Origin of the sequence: Rathayibacter sp. AY1D5 (assembly GCF_002932515.1) — a bacterium.
Lineage (GTDB): Bacteria > Actinomycetota > Actinomycetes > Actinomycetales > Microbacteriaceae > Rathayibacter.
Map to the genome: position 1 here is coordinate 12,254 of NZ_PSVU01000002.1, position 13,763 is coordinate 26,016.

A 13,763-nucleotide genomic window follows, 5' to 3' on the forward strand; every position below is an offset into this window, starting at 1 on the left:
TGCGGGGCCGCTCCCTGCGCGGCCCCTCGCGGTCGGCTTCGCGAGGTGGTTGCGATGGCTGGAGCGGGGCGCGTTCGCCGCGGGTGAATCGCTTGGCACGCGATTCCCGCGACGGCGGTGTTCGTTGCGGGGCCGCTCCCTGCGCGGCCCCTCGCGGTCGGCTTCGCGAGGTGGTTGCGATGGCTGGAGCGGGGCGCGTTCGCCGCGGGTGAATCGCTTGGCACGCGGCGGTGCTTGTTGCGGGGCCGCTCCTTGCGCGGCCCCTCGCGGTCGGCTTCGCGAGGTCGTTGCGCGGGTGGAGCGGTTCGCGTTCGCCGCGGGTGAATCGGCTCGGCACGCGATTCCCGCCGTCGGCTCGCGGGTGGTCCCGAGCCTGCACCGATCCTGCGGTGGAGGGGTTCGAGGAGGTCGGTGGCTGCGCGGTGCGCGCGGCGGCGAACAGCGACCGGGGGCGCGGTCAGATCTTGCGGAGGAGGACCGAGGAGACCGTGTGGTCGGCCTGCTTGCGGAGGACCAGGCTCGCGCGGGAGCGGGTGGGGCGCACGTTCTGCAGCAGGTTCGGCTCGTTGATCGCGGCCCAGATGCTCCGCGCGCGCTCACGGGCCTCGTCCGGACTGAGCGCCGCGTAGCGGTGGAAGTAGGAGTTCGGATTCGCGAACGCGCCCTGCTGCAGGGTGAGGAAGCGCTCCTCGTACCAGCGCGCGATGTCGCTGGTCCGGGCGTCGACGTAGACGGTGAAGTCGAACAGGTCGCTCACCGCCAGGCCGTGACCGGGCACCGGCGGCTGCAGCACGTTCAGGCCCTCGACGATCAGCACGTCCGGCCGCCGCACGACGATCTCGGCGTCGGGGACGATGTCGTAGGACAGGTGCGAGTAGAACGGCGCGCGCACCTCCGCGGCCCCGCCCTTCACCTCCGAGACGAAGCGCAGCAGCGCCCGCCGGTCGTACGACTCGGGGAAGCCTTTGCGGCTCATCAGACCGCGGCGCTCCAGCTCGCGGTTGGGCAGCAGGAAGCCGTCGGTGGTCACCAGCTCGACGCGGGGCGTGTCCTCCCAGCGGGCGAGCAGCTCCCGCAGCAGGCGCGCGATCGTCGACTTGCCCACCGCGACCGACCCCGCGACGCCGATCACGAACGGAGTCGGCTGCGCGCGCTCCCCGAGGAACGTGCTCGTCGCGCGGTGCAGGTGCCGCGCGCCACCGGCGTACAGGCTCAGCAGGCGCGAGAGCGGCAGGTAGACCTCCGCGACCTCGGTGAGGCTCAGCCGGTCGCCCAGCCCCCGCAGCTGCACGACCTCGGTCTCCGACAGCGGCAGCTCCGTGGTGCGGGCGAGCTCGGCCCAGTCGGAGCGGACGATCTCGACGAAGGGGGAGGGGTGCGCGTCGCGCGCGGGATCGCGAGGAGACGACGGCATGGGGACCGATCCTAGCGTCCGCCCCGCCGGGTGCCCGACGCCGCGGGAGGCGCCTCCGCGCCGCTTAGAATCGAGCGCATGTGTGGAATCGTTGGATACGTCGGTGAGCGCGACAGCCTGGCCGTGCTGCTCGGGGGCCTGAAGCGTCTGGAGTACCGCGGCTACGACTCGGCCGGCGTGGCCGTGATCGACGCCGACGGGCAGCTCGACAGCCGCAAGCGCTCGGGCAAGCTCAGCGTCCTGGTCGACGACCTCGAGGCGCACCCGCTGGCCGAGGGCACCACGGGCATCGGCCACACCCGCTGGGCGACGCACGGCGGCCCGACCGACCGCAACGCCCACCCCCACCTCGCGGACGAGGGCAGGCTCGCCGTCATCCACAACGGCATCATCGAGAACTTCCAGCCGCTCAAGGAGCAGCTGCTCGCCGAGGGCGCCGTCTTCGAGAGCGAGACCGACACCGAGGTCGCCGCGCACCTGATCGCCCGCGAGTACCGCCGCACCGGCGACCTCGTGCTCGCCTTCCAGGCCGTCGTCGCGCACCTCGAGGGCGCGTTCACCCTGCTCGCCCTGCACCAGGACCAGCCCGGCGTGGTCGTCGGCGCGCGCCGCAACTCGCCGCTCGTGATCGGCCTGGGCGACGGGGAGAACTTCCTCGGCTCCGACGTCGCGGCGTTCGTCGAGTTCACCCGCCGCGCGGTCGCCATCGGCCAGGACCAGATCGTCACGATCACCCCGGAGCTCGTCACGGTGACCGACTTCTTCGGCAACCCCGTCGAGACCGAGCCGTTCGAGATCGCCTGGGACGCGTCGGCGTCCGAGAAGGGCGGCTGGTCGAGCTTCATGGCCAAGGAGATCACCGAGGGCCCCGAGGCCGTCGCCAACACGCTCCGCGGCCGCATCCACGAGGGCGCGATCACGCTGCCCGAGCTCGACGCGCTCGGTCCGGTGCTGACGGAGATCGACCGCATCACGATCATCGCCTGCGGCACGGCCGCCTACTCGGGCATGGTCGCCAAGTACGCGATCGAGAAATGGGCGCGCGTCCCCGTCGAGGTCGAGCTCAGCCACGAGTTCCGCTACCGCGACCCGGTGCTCACCCCGCGCACCCTCGTCGTCTCGATCAGCCAGTCCGGCGAGACGATGGACACGCTGATGGCGGTCAAGTACGCCCGCGAGCACGGCGCCAAGACGCTCTCGGTCTGCAACACCCAGGGCGCGACGATCCCGCGCGAGTCGGACGCCGTGCTCTACACGCACGCGGGACCGGAGGTGGCGGTCGCCTCGACCAAGGCCTTCGTCGCCCAGATCGCGGCGCTCTACCTCTTCGGGCTGCACCTGGCCGCGGTGCGCGGAGCCGCCTCCACCGAGCTCGTCGCCTCGCAGGCGGCCCAGCTCGCCGCGATCCCGGAGAAGCTCTCCCGCGTGCTCGACGCCTCCGACGACATCGCCCAGCTGGCCGGTTGGATGGCCGACACCCGCGCGGTGCTGTTCCTCGGCCGCCACGTCGGCTACCCGGTGGCGCTCGAGGGCGCGCTGAAGCTCAAGGAGCTCGCCTACATCCACGCCGAGGGCTTCGCGGCGGGCGAGCTCAAGCACGGCCCGATCGCGCTGATCGAGCCGGGCCAGGTCGTGTTCGTGATCGTGCCGAGCCCGAGCGAGTCGTACGAGCTGCAGCGCAAGGTGATCTCGAACATCCAGGAGATCAAGGCCCGCGGCGCCCGCGTCATCGCGATCGCGGAGCAGGGCGACACGGCCGCGATCCAGATCGCCGACGAGGTCGTTCCGATCCCGCTCGCCGACCCGCTGTTCGAGCCGCTGCTCGCCGTCACCCCGCTGCAGATGTTCGCGATGGAGCTCGCCGCCGCCAAGGGCCTCGACGTCGACCAGCCGCGCAACCTCGCCAAGTCGGTCACGGTCGAGTGATCGAGCCGTGATCGTGGGGATCGGGGTGGACGTCGTGGACCTCGCGCGCTTCGAGCGCTCGCTGACGCGCACGCCCCGGCTCCGCGACCGGCTGTTCGCCGAGAGCGAACGCTCGCTCCCCGTCGCCTCACTGGCGGGCCGCTTCGCCGCCAAGGAGGCGCTGATCAAGGCGCTCGGCGACTCCGTGGGCGCCGGGTGGCACGACATGGTCGTCGAGCGGGACGAGTACGGGAATCCGTCCTTCGCGCTGCACGGCCCGGCCCGGGCGGCCGCGGAGGCGCGGGGGATCACGCGCGTGCACCTCTCGATGACGCATGACGCGGGCGTGGCCTGCGCGTTCGTGGTGGCCGAGTCGTGAGCGTCCCTGCGTCGTACCGCGAGGCGGTGATCGACGTCGACGCGATGGCGGCGAACGCCGCGCGTCTACGCGAGCTCACCGGTGCCCGACGGCTGATGGCCGTCGTCAAGGCCAACGGGTACGGGCACGGCGCCCTGGCTGCGGCGCAGGCGGCGCTCGACGGCGGCGCGGACGCCCTCGGCACCGCGGAGCTGCGGGAGGCCGTGGCCCTGCGCGAGGCAGGCGTCGTCGCTCCGATCCTCTGCTGGCTGCACGACCCCGGCGAGGACTTCGACGCGGCGCTCGAGCACTCGATCGACGTCGCCGTCTCCTCCGTCGACCAGATCGACACGCTCGCGCAGTCGGCGGAGGACCGCGGTGTGCGCGCCGCCGTGCAGCTCAAGGTCGACACGGGCCTCAGCCGCAACGGCGCCGCGGAGGAGGAGTGGCCGCACCTGGCGGAGTCGCTCGCCCGTCACAGCGCTCGCGGCACCGTCCACCTCACCGGGCTCTTCTCGCACCTGTCCAACACCTCGCGCGAGGACGACCTCGCCCAACTCGCGCTCCTCCGCCGCGCCGAGGCCGTGCTGGCCGCGCACGGGGTGCAGGTGCCGGTCCTGCACCTCGCGGCGACGGCGGCGGCGCTGCGACTCCCGGAGACACGCCTCGACATGGTGCGCAGCGGCATCGCCCTCTACGGACTCTCGCCGTTCGAGGACGAGACCTCGCTCCAGCTCGGGCTCGTCCCGGCGATGACGCTCCAGGGCCGCGTCGCCGGCGTCCGCCGGGTGCCCCACGGGACCGGCGTGAGCTACGACTACACCTGGCGGGCCGAGGGCGGGACGACCCTCGCGCTCGTGCCGTTCGGCTACGCGGACGGCATCCCGCGGAGCGCCTCCGGCGTCGCGGAGGTCTCGATCGGCGGCCGCCGCCACCGGATCGCCGGGCGGGTCGCGATGGACCAGTTCGTCGTCGACGTGGGGGATGCGAGCGTCGCGACGGGCGACCCGGTGACGCTCTGGGGCGACCCGACGACCGGCGTCCCCTCGGTAGACGAGTGGGCGCGGTGGTGCGGCACCATCAACTACGAGCTGGTCACCCGGCTCGGGCCGCGGGTCCAGCGGCGGCTGCTGAGCGCGGCGGACGGCCGTGCCTGAGCGCTCCTGGTTCGCGGACCGCGTCGTCGAGGTCGCCGATCCGGAGGCCATGGCGGAGCTCGGCCGCGAGCTCGGCCGAGTGCTGCGCGCCGGCGACCTGCTGGTGCTGACCGGGCCGCTCGGCGCGGGCAAGACGACCTTCACGCGCGGGCTCGGCGAGGGCCTCGACGTGCGGGGTCCCGTGACGAGCCCCACCTTCGTGATCGCGCGGACGCACCCGCCGCTGCACGACGGGCCGCCGCTCGTGCACGTCGACGCCTATCGCGTGGGCTCGCCGGTCGAGCTCGACGACCTCGACCTCGATTCGGCGCGCTCGGTGGTCGTCGTGGAGTGGGGGGCCGGGATGCTGGACGGCGTCGCGGAGTCCTGGCTCGACGTGGTCATCGAGCGGCCGACCGCCGGCTCCGACGCCGAGGAGGGCGAGGAGCCGATCGAGCCGCGGACCGTCCGCTTCCGCGGCACCGGCTGGAGCTGAGCCCGCGGGTACCCTGGACGCGTGCTCCTCGCGATCGACACCTCCTCCGGAACCTCCGTCGCCGTCGTCGACTCCGCGGGCGCCGTGCGCTCGGAGCGCACCGAGACCGACACCATGCGCCACGCGGAGGTGGTCGGCCGGCTGATCCAGGAGGCGCTCGAGGCGGCCGACGTGGCTCCCGGGGGCATCGAGGCGGTCGCCGTGGGCATGGGCCCCGGCCCCTTCACCGGCCTCCGGGTCGGGATCGCCGCCGCCCGGGCCTTCGCGCTCGGCCGCGGCGTCCCCACCCTCCCCGTGGTCTCGCACGACGCGATCGCGCTCGCCGCGCTGAGGCACGGGCGCGCCGCGGGCTTCCTCGTCGTCACCGACGCCCGCCGCCGAGAGCTGTACTGGAGCGCCTACGACGGGCTCGACGATCAGGGGCTCCCCGTCCGCCTCGCCGGCCCGGGCCTGGACAAGCCGCCGGCCCTCCCGCATCCGGAGCTCCCGCGCCTGGAGGCCGAGTCTGTCTCCGCCGGCGAGCTCGGAGTCGTGGCCGCCCGCCTGCGCGCGGCCGGTCGGCCCGGTGCCGCGGACGAGCCCCTCTACCTCCGCTCGCCCGACGTCACGCTGTCCGCCGGCCCCAAGCGGGTGACCGCATGAGCGAGGCCGTGCTCCGCGACGCGCAGGCGGACGACCTCGACGCTGTCATGGCGATCGAGGAGTCCGAGTTCGCCGGCGACGCCTGGTCGCGCGGGATGATGGCGGAGGAGATCCGGAGCCGTCACACCCGGTACCTGGTCGCCGAGCAGGACGGCGAGGTGGTCGGCTACGCCGGGCTCCTCTGCCCCGTCGGCGCCCACGAGGGCGACGTGCAGACGATCGCGGTCGTCGCCCGGGTCCGCCGCACCGGCCTCGGCCGCCGCCTGCTGCGCACGCTCCTCGAGGCGGCCGGCGAACGCGGCGCCCGCGAGGTCTTCCTCGAGGTCCGCGCCGACAACCCCGCCGCGCAGACCCTCTACCGCTCGGAGGGCTTCGAGGAGATCGGCGTCCGCCCCGCCTACTACCAGCCCGACGGAGTGGACGCGATCGTGATGCGCCGGCCGCCGACCCCGACCCAGGAGACCCCGTGAGCACCGGACCCCTCGTCCTCGGCATCGAGACCAGCTGCGACGAGACGGGGATCGGCATCGTCCGCGGCACGACGCTGCTCTCGAACACCATCGCCTCCTCGATGGAGGAGCACGCCCGCTACGGCGGCGTCGTGCCCGAGGTGGCCGCCCGGGCGCACCTGGAGGCGCTCGAGCCCGCCCTGCACGCGGCGCTCTCCGAGGCCGGTGTCGCGCTCGGCGACCTGGACGCGATCGCGGTCACCAGCGGACCGGGGCTCTCGGGCGCCCTCATGGTCGGCGTCGGAGCGGCGAAGGCGCTCGCCGTCTCGCTCGGCCTGCCGCTCTACGCCGTGAACCACCTCGTCGGACACGTGGGAGCCGACGTCCTCCGGGCCGACGGCAGCGAGGGCAGCCCCGTCGAGGTGCCGACGATCGCGCTGCTGGTCTCGGGCGGGCACACCTCGCTCCTGCACGTGCGCGATCTGGTGTCGGACGTCGAGCTGCTCGGCGAGACCATCGACGATGCCGCCGGCGAGGCCTTCGACAAGGTGGCGCGAGTCCTGGGCCTGCCCTATCCGGGCGGACCGCAGATCGACCGGGTGGCGGCGGACGGGGACCCGAAGGCGATCCGCTTCCCCCGCGGGCTCAGCCTGCCGAAGGACCTCGAGCGCCACCGCTACGACTTCTCGTTCTCAGGGCTGAAGACCGCGGTCGCCCGCTGGGTCGAGAAGCGCCAGGACGCGGGGGAGGAGGTGCCCGTGGCCGACGTCGCGGCGAGCTTCCGCGAGGCGGTCGCCGACGTCCTGCTCACGAAGGCGCTCGCCGCCTGCCGCGACCGGGGCGTGCCGCGCCTCCTGCTCGGCGGCGGCGTGGTCGCCAACGCCCGGGTGCGCGCGCTGGCGGAGGAGCGGTGCGCGGCCGCGGGAGTGACCCTCCGGATCCCGGCGCTCTCGCTCTGCACCGACAACGGCGCGATGATCGCCGCACTGGCGGCGCAGCTGATCGAGGCGGGGCATCCGCCGTCGGGGCTCGGCTTCGGGGCCGACTCGACCCTCCCGGTCACCGAGATCCAGGTCCGCTGAGGCCTCTACCGGGCGGCGGCCGGGCCGCGCAAGCGCCGTCCAGCTTTTTGACAGGCGGATCGTGCCACTGCCACTCTTGGCCGCATCCGCTCGTTCCTGACCCTGGGGGATTCCATGACCACTCCGTACACGCCCGCGTCCGACCGCTACAACATCCTGGCGATCATCGGCTTCATCGCCTCGTTCTTCGTCTCCATCGTGGGCATCGTGCTGGGCTTCATCGCCCTGTCGCAGATCAAGCGCACGGGGGAGAAGGGCCGCGGCCTCGCCCTCGCCGCCGTCATCATCGGCTTCGTCGCGATCATCATCACCATCATCTCGTTCGTCGCGCTCTTCTCGATCGCGGCGACCATGCCCTCGACCGGGTACTGATCGACACGCCTCCGAGGCTCGGGGGCGCCCGCACCACCAGGAGGACACCGTGACCGACGACACCGCGCCCGGACCGCAGACCGGACCGGCGCCCGCGCCGTTCGCCCCTCCGCTCGGCGAGCCGTCGGCGGCCTACCCGCCGCCGACGGCCGCCGCCGATCCCTACCCCGGTCTCCCGCCCCGCCGCCCGCCGATGAATCCGCTCGCGGTCGCGGCTCTGGTGTGCGGACTGCTGGGGCTGGCGCCCGCCGCCATCGTCCTCGGCCACATCGGCTTCGCCCAGGCCCGACGCTCCGGACAGCGCGGCCGCGGTCTCGCGGTCGCCGGCTTCGTGCTGGGCTACCTCGCGATCGTCGTCGCGGTGATCGCCTACCTCGCCTGGACGGCCTTCGTCGGCGACCTGCGCGACGGCGGCTACCTGCCCGCGTGAGCGGACGGAACCCCTCCGCCGCCGCCCGGGTGCTGGCTAGACTCGCGCCATGAGCGACGACAGCACCCGTCCCGGCCCCGGCTCCGACGAGCAGCACGGCTCCGTCCCGGTCCCGCCGGCCCCGCCCGTCCCCCCGGCCCCGCCCGCTCCGCCCTCGGCCGCTTCGCAGCCGTCGGTGCCGCTCACCGACTCCGCACCGCCGGCCTACGGGTCGCCGCCGCCGCCGCCCGCGTACCCCTCGGCGCCCGCCTACTCCTCCGCGCCCGGCCACCCCGCCGCCTACGCGGCCGCTCCGGCGCCCGTCGTCCCCCGCACGCTGAGCCTCGTCGGGATGATCCTCGGCATCGTCGGCCTGGTCATCACGCTCTTCGCCGCCGGTTTCGGCTTCCTGCTGTCGGCTCCGGCCGTCGTGCTCGGCTTCCTCGGACGCCGGCGCGAGCCGGCCGCACGCGGATTCGCGCTGACCGCGATCATCACCGGGTTCGCCGGCATCGCCGTCTCGCTGATCTACCTGGCGGTCTTCCTCGTCTTCGTCGTGGTGGCCCTCGCCGCCGGCACCTCCGGCTACTGAGCCGGCGCGGGCCGCTCGACGCGCTCCGCGAGCAGCGCGCGGTGGCGCCCGGCGATCCGCGTCAGGATCAGCACCGCGCTGCCGGTGCCGGAGAGGCCCAGCCGCTTGCGGAAGCGGGCGGGGTCGACGTCCACCCCGCGCTTCTTGATCTCGAGCACGCCGATGCCGCGGGTGCGCAGCTCCTTCGCCAGCGTGCGCTCGTCCAGCGGCAGCTCGGCGAGGACCCGGAAGCTGCGGAGGAAGGGCGAGGCGGCCGCATCGTCGCCCGTCAGATAGGCGATGCCGGGCGAGAGCATCCGCGAGCCGCTGGAGCGCGCGAGCTCGCCCAGGAGGCGCGCGCGGATCGCGGAGCCGTCCGGCTCGTGCACGAACGCGCCGAGGGGGCCGACCTCCTCGTCCTCGCTGTCGCCCGCCGCGGTGAGCTCGGAGGAGCCGGTCGCGCCGAGCAGCAGAGCGGAGCGGCGCACGCCCGCGCGCGCCAGAGAACCGAACCAGAGCCCGGTCTCGACCAGCTCCCCGTCGACCGAGACCCACTGCGCCTCGGCGTCCCGCGGCAGGCGCTCGCGGTCGAAGCCGGGACCCACCTTCACGCCCACGGGACGATGCTCGGCCAGGCCGAACGCGAAGTCGAGCGAGGGGGAGTAGTCGTCCGGATCGTCGAGCCGGCGGGTCTCGCGGTGGCCCGCCGTGCGGCGTGCCGGGTCCAGGTAGACGGCGTCGAAGCCGTCGAGGTCGAAGGCCTCGGCCGTCGAGTGCACGGCGCTCGCCGCGGGGAACGGGGCGAGGTTGAAGCTGGCCAGGGTCGCGGTGACCTCGTCGGCCTCGACGGCGGTGACCGCCAGGTCGATCGCGGCCATCGCGAGGGCGTCGCCGCCGATCCCGCTGCCGAGGTCGGCGACGCGCGCCGCTCCCGCCGCGGCGAACCGGCCGGCGTGCAGGGCGGCGACGCGCAGCCGCGTCGCCTGCTCGAGTCCCGCGTCCGTGAAGAGCATCGAGCGGGCGAACTCGCCGAACTTCGCCTCCGCCTTCTGCCGGAGCCTCGCCTGGGTGAGCACCGCGGCGACGAGGACGGGGGAGTGGCCGGCGGCCCGGAGGCGTGCCACGGCCCGCACCAGGTCGTCGGACCGGTAGCCGTCGAGGGAGTCGAGGAGCCGGAGGCCCTCGGGGGAGAGGAGCTCGACCAGCTCGTCGCGTCGCATCCGGCCATGGTAGGCCACGGCCTCCCGGCGGGTCCGCCGCCCCGCTTGGCACTCTGATTGCACGAGTGCCAGCGGAGCCCCTACGATGGATCTAGCACTCTCGGAGCGTGTGTGCCAGAACCGCGTTCCGCCCACATCGTCGTCAAGAAAGAGGTCAACCGTGTCGGTGTCCATCAAGCCGCTCGAAGATCGCATCGTCATCAAGCAGGTCGAGGCGGAGCAGGTGACCGCTTCCGGTCTCGTCATCCCCGATACCGCCAAGGAGAAGCCGCAGGAGGGCGAGGTCGTCGCCGTCGGACCCGGTCGCATCGACGACAACGGCAACCGCGTGCCGCTCGACGTCGCCGTCGGCGACAAGGTGATCTACTCCAAGTACGGCGGAACCGAGGTCAAGTTCGGTGGCGAGGACCTGCTGGTCCTCTCCGCTCGCGACGTCCTCGCGGTCGTCGTCCGCTAGGCAGCATCCCTCGGAAGGGCCCGTCGACCTCGGTCGGCGGGCCCTTCCGTCGTTCCCGGTCCTCCTCGCGACCAGTGGCCTGATCCGCCCGCTGCGGGGCCGTCCTCCCACCCCGCGCCTGCGTAGCATCGGGGGAGTGACCAGCTCCCGCACCCCTGCCGAGGCCGTCTCGCCGTCCCCTTCGGACGTGCCCGTCGGCGAAGGAGTGGAGGCGCTCGGAGCGGCGGGACGCCCGGGCGGGATGTCCGGCACGGGGCTGCTGTTCGCGTTCTCGGCCTACCTGCTCTGGGGTGCGATGCCCCTCTACTTCATCGCGATGGCGCCGGCCTCGCCGTTCGAGATCGTCGCGTTCCGGGTGCTCTTCTCGCTCGTCTTCTGCGTGATCCTGCTCACGGTCCTCCGCGGCTGGCGCTCCTTCGGCGCGCTGCTGCGCCGCCCCCGCCTGCTCGGCGTGATGGCGATCGCGGGCGTGCTCATCTACGTCAACTGGCAGGTCTACGTGATCGCCACGACCACGGGCCACGTCATCGAGGCGGCCCTGGGCTACTTCATGAACCCGCTGGTCACGGTGCTGCTGGGCGTCCTGGTGCTGCGCGAGCGCCTCCGGCCCCTGCAGTGGGCCGCGATGGGCGTCAGCGCCGTCGCGGTTCTGGTCATCGCGGTGGGCTACGGATCCTTCCCGTGGATCTCGCTCGCCCTCGCCTTCTCGTTCGGCCTCTACGGCCTGGTGAAGAGCCGCGTCGGCGGCACGGTGGACGCGGTCGGCGGGCTGACGCTCGAGACGCTCTGGCTGACGCCGCTCGCCGTGGTGCAGCTGGCGGTCGTCGGCTCCACGGTGGGGCTGACCCTGACGACGGAGGGGACGGGGCACGCCCTCATCCTCGCCTCGGCCGGGATCGTCACGGCCGTCCCGCTGCTCCTGTTCGCGGGCGCCGCCCGGCGCCTCCCGCTGTCGATCGTCGGCTTCGTGCAGTACCTGACGCCGTTCCTGCAGTTCCTCGTCGGGGCCTTCGTCCTGCACGAGGAGATGCCGCTCGAGCGCTGGATCGGCTTCGCGCTGGTGTGGGCCGCCCTGGCGATCTTCTCAGGCGACCTCGTCGCCGCGGAGCGCAGACGGCGCCGATCCTCCGTCTGATCTGCGGAACGCGTCGTCCTGGCGCGGCGCGACAGCGGAATGGTAACGATCCGGTCGCGAAACGTATTGGTAACACCCCTGTATTGTTCACGGCTGCTTCGAAGGTTAGGTTGGCCGAGCGGTTGCCACCGGCGCCGCTCCCACTGACACACACCTCTCAAGGAGCAACATGGGCGTTTACGCGAAGGCCGGCTCGGCCCGCGCGCGGTCCCTCCGGGCAACCCTCGGCGGCGTCGCCATTCTGGGCGCCAGCGCTCTCGTCCTCGCCGGCTGCGCCGGCGGCGGCGACAGCGGATCGAGCGGCGACAGCGGCTCGGGCGACCTGTCCCTCAAGATCGGCACGATCCTCCCGCAGACCGGCACCCTCGCCGTCCTCGGCCCGCCCGAGATCGCGGGCGTCGACCAGGCGGTCGTCGACATCAACGACGCCAAGGCCGGCATCACGATCGACGTGGAGCAGAAGGACTCGGGCGACACCACGACCGACATCGCGACGCAGTCGGCCACGTCCCTCATCGCCGACAACGTCTCCGCCATCATCGGCGCGGCGTCCTCGGGCGTCTCGAAGACCTTCATCGACCAGGTGACCCAGGCGGGCGTCGTCCAGATCTCGCCGGCCAACACCTCGCCGGACTTCACGACCTACGACGACGACGGCTACTACTGGCGCACCGCTCCCTCGGACGTGCTCCAGGGCCGAATCCTCGGCAACAAGATCCTCGGCGACGGCAAGACCAACGTCTCGATCCTGTACATGAACGACGCGTACGGCACCGGCCTCGAGAAGAACATCAAGGAGACCCTCGAGGCGGGCGGAGCATCCGTCGCGGCCGAGGAGATCTTCGAGCCGGCCTCGACCGATTTCAACTCGGCGCTGACCTCGGTCCTCGCCCCGAACCCCGACGCGCTGGTCGTCATCTCGTTCGACGAGATCAAGACCATCGCGGAGCAGCTCTCGGCCAAGGGCTTCGACTTCTCGAAGCTCTACGGCACGGACGGCAACTACGGCGTCATCGGCGAGTCCGACACCAACGTCGACATCGCCGGCGCCCAGTTCACCAACCCGGGCGTCCAGGCGTCCGAGGACTTCCAGGGCAAGCTGCAGTCGCTCGTCGAGTCGCAGGGCAACGACGCGCTGACCGTGTTCAGCTACGCGCCGGAGTCGTACGACGCCACGGTCCTGACCGCTCTCGCCGCGCTCCAGGGCAAGGCGACGGACGGTGCGACCATCCGCGACAACCTCATGTCGGTCTCGGAGGGCGGCACCAAGTGCACGACCTTCGCCGACTGCGCGAAGCTCATCGCCGACGGCGAGGACGTCGACTACGACGGCCTCTCCGGCCCGATCTCGTTCGACGAGAACGGCGACACCAGCGAGGCCTCGGTCTCGATCTACAAGTACGGCACGGGCAACACCACCTCCTTCGAGGAGACCGTCGAGGGTTCGCTGAACTGACGACGCGGTGACGCGGCTCCTGCCGCATCCCTGAGGGGCTCGGTCTTCGGACCGGGCCCCTCCGCCGTTCCCGGAGCGGAGAGCAGGAGACGCGCCGGTCGTGCGGACGCAGCGAGGCGCGGCGGTCGTCCGGGAGGGTGGCCGCTGTCGGGTGCGGGCGGACGGCTCCGCGGCGTCCAGGGCCCGGCGTGGCGTCGAGGAGCCACCCGGGAGGAGGAGCGGCTCTGACTGCCTGTACGCGCCTCCGAGCGCCTCTCCCGGCCTCGAGGGGGCGCCCTGCCGAACCGCGGGCGGGAGCGACGACGTCGAGCGGGAACGCAGAAGCGCGCGCCCTCCAGTGGGAGGACGCGCGCTCGTGGAGTGCGGAGGGCCTAGGAGGCGCGGAGCAGCTCCGCCTCCTGCGCCAGGCGGTACGTGACGAAGGAACGGCTGTAGTTGCGGCGCTTGCCGCCGGTGGTCTCGGCGATGACGACCTGGGCGTAGACGCCGACGACGCGCCAGCGCTCGTAGTCGCCGATCGCACCGGTGCCGAAGCCGGCTCCGAGTTCCACAGGGGCGGGGGTGTATCTCTTCATGGTCGGCTCCTTCGAGGCGGACGACGCGGCGCTCGAGGCGCTGCGGGGAGGGGAGGAGATCGGCGGCCGATCGCGGTCCCTACCGG

16 protein-coding genes are annotated in these 13,763 nt (G+C 72.9%); 13 read left to right on the top strand and 3 right to left on the bottom strand.

What is annotated here, in order from left to right:
* Window positions 1-457 precede the first annotated feature (457 nt).
* Window positions 458-1,414, bottom strand: a complete 957-nt coding sequence (coaA, locus tag C5C82_RS00990) for a type I pantothenate kinase (RefSeq protein WP_104234153.1) — start codon at window positions 1,412-1,414, stop codon at window positions 458-460.
* 78 nt (window positions 1,415-1,492) lie between these two features.
* On the opposite strand from coaA, the gene glmS reads away from it, so the two are divergent.
* From glmS to C5C82_RS01040, 10 genes are all read left to right on the top strand, one after another.
* Window positions 1,493-3,340, top strand: coding sequence for a glutamine--fructose-6-phosphate transaminase (isomerizing) (glmS, locus tag C5C82_RS00995; RefSeq protein ID WP_104227413.1), 1,848 nt, complete (start codon window positions 1,493-1,495; stop codon window positions 3,338-3,340).
* Window positions 3,341-3,347: 7 nt separating this feature from the next.
* Window positions 3,348-3,698, top strand: a complete 351-nt coding sequence (locus C5C82_RS01000) for a holo-ACP synthase (protein ID WP_104292482.1) — start codon at window positions 3,348-3,350, stop codon at window positions 3,696-3,698.
* Window positions 3,695-4,834 carry an alanine racemase gene (gene alr / locus C5C82_RS01005; protein WP_181072902.1) on the top strand — a complete coding sequence of 380 codons (1,140 nt, stop codon included), beginning with the start codon at window positions 3,695-3,697 and terminating at the stop codon, window positions 4,832-4,834. The genes C5C82_RS01000 and alr overlap by 4 nt, the downstream gene beginning before the upstream one ends.
* Window positions 4,835-4,883: 49 nt before the next feature.
* Window positions 4,884-5,309 carry a tRNA (adenosine(37)-N6)-threonylcarbamoyltransferase complex ATPase subunit type 1 TsaE gene (gene tsaE, locus C5C82_RS01010; RefSeq protein ID WP_104354504.1) on the top strand — a complete coding sequence of 142 codons (426 nt, stop codon included), beginning with the start codon at window positions 4,884-4,886 and terminating at the stop codon, window positions 5,307-5,309.
* Between the two features lie 21 nt (window positions 5,310-5,330).
* Entirely contained in the window at window positions 5,331-5,951 is a 621-nt protein-coding gene (gene tsaB / locus C5C82_RS01015) for a tRNA (adenosine(37)-N6)-threonylcarbamoyltransferase complex dimerization subunit type 1 TsaB (protein ID WP_104225011.1), read from the top strand.
* Window positions 5,948-6,421 carry a ribosomal protein S18-alanine N-acetyltransferase gene (rimI, locus tag C5C82_RS01020; RefSeq protein WP_104349641.1) on the top strand — a complete coding sequence of 158 codons (474 nt, stop codon included), beginning with the start codon at window positions 5,948-5,950 and terminating at the stop codon, window positions 6,419-6,421. The genes tsaB and rimI overlap by 4 nt, the downstream gene beginning before the upstream one ends.
* Window positions 6,418-7,482 carry a tRNA (adenosine(37)-N6)-threonylcarbamoyltransferase complex transferase subunit TsaD gene (gene tsaD / locus C5C82_RS01025; protein ID WP_104225013.1) on the top strand — a complete coding sequence of 355 codons (1,065 nt, stop codon included), beginning with the start codon at window positions 6,418-6,420 and terminating at the stop codon, window positions 7,480-7,482. The genes rimI and tsaD overlap by 4 nt, the downstream gene beginning before the upstream one ends.
* Window positions 7,483-7,596: 114 nt before the next feature.
* Window positions 7,597-7,854 (top strand): DUF4190 domain-containing protein, encoded by a 258-nt coding sequence (locus tag C5C82_RS01030; RefSeq protein ID WP_104225014.1) that lies wholly within the window; start codon window positions 7,597-7,599, stop codon window positions 7,852-7,854.
* Window positions 7,855-7,903: 49 nt separating this feature from the next.
* A complete protein-coding gene (locus tag C5C82_RS01035; RefSeq protein ID WP_104338064.1) occupies window positions 7,904-8,284 on the top strand; it encodes a DUF4190 domain-containing protein in 381 nt (126 codons plus the stop codon).
* 49 nt (window positions 8,285-8,333) lie between these two features.
* Window positions 8,334-8,855 (top strand): DUF4190 domain-containing protein, encoded by a 522-nt coding sequence (locus C5C82_RS01040; protein WP_146085938.1) that lies wholly within the window; start codon window positions 8,334-8,336, stop codon window positions 8,853-8,855.
* On the opposite strand, the gene C5C82_RS01045 is transcribed toward C5C82_RS01040, so the two are convergent.
* Complete coding sequence (locus C5C82_RS01045) at window positions 8,849-10,054, bottom strand: SAM-dependent methyltransferase (protein WP_104337892.1); 1,206 nt, start codon at window positions 10,052-10,054, stop codon at window positions 8,849-8,851. The genes C5C82_RS01040 and C5C82_RS01045 overlap by 7 nt on opposite strands.
* A gap of 160 nt (window positions 10,055-10,214) precedes the next feature.
* Between C5C82_RS01045 and groES the strand changes: the two genes are divergently transcribed.
* From groES to C5C82_RS01060, 3 genes are all read left to right on the top strand, one after another.
* Window positions 10,215-10,511 carry a co-chaperone GroES gene (gene groES, locus C5C82_RS01050; protein WP_097167691.1) on the top strand — a complete coding sequence of 99 codons (297 nt, stop codon included), beginning with the start codon at window positions 10,215-10,217 and terminating at the stop codon, window positions 10,509-10,511.
* Window positions 10,512-10,752: 241 nt separating this feature from the next.
* Complete coding sequence (gene rarD, locus C5C82_RS01055) at window positions 10,753-11,646, top strand: EamA family transporter RarD (protein WP_104224726.1); 894 nt, start codon at window positions 10,753-10,755, stop codon at window positions 11,644-11,646.
* 169 nt (window positions 11,647-11,815) lie between these two features.
* Complete coding sequence (locus C5C82_RS01060) at window positions 11,816-13,102, top strand: ABC transporter substrate-binding protein (protein ID WP_104234163.1); 1,287 nt, start codon at window positions 11,816-11,818, stop codon at window positions 13,100-13,102.
* A 371-nt stretch (window positions 13,103-13,473) separates the two neighbouring features.
* On the opposite strand, the gene C5C82_RS01065 is transcribed toward C5C82_RS01060, so the two are convergent.
* Window positions 13,474-13,677 carry a hypothetical protein gene (locus tag C5C82_RS01065; RefSeq protein WP_146076626.1) on the bottom strand — a complete coding sequence of 68 codons (204 nt, stop codon included), beginning with the start codon at window positions 13,675-13,677 and terminating at the stop codon, window positions 13,474-13,476.
* Between the last annotated feature and the right edge of the window lie 86 nt (window positions 13,678-13,763).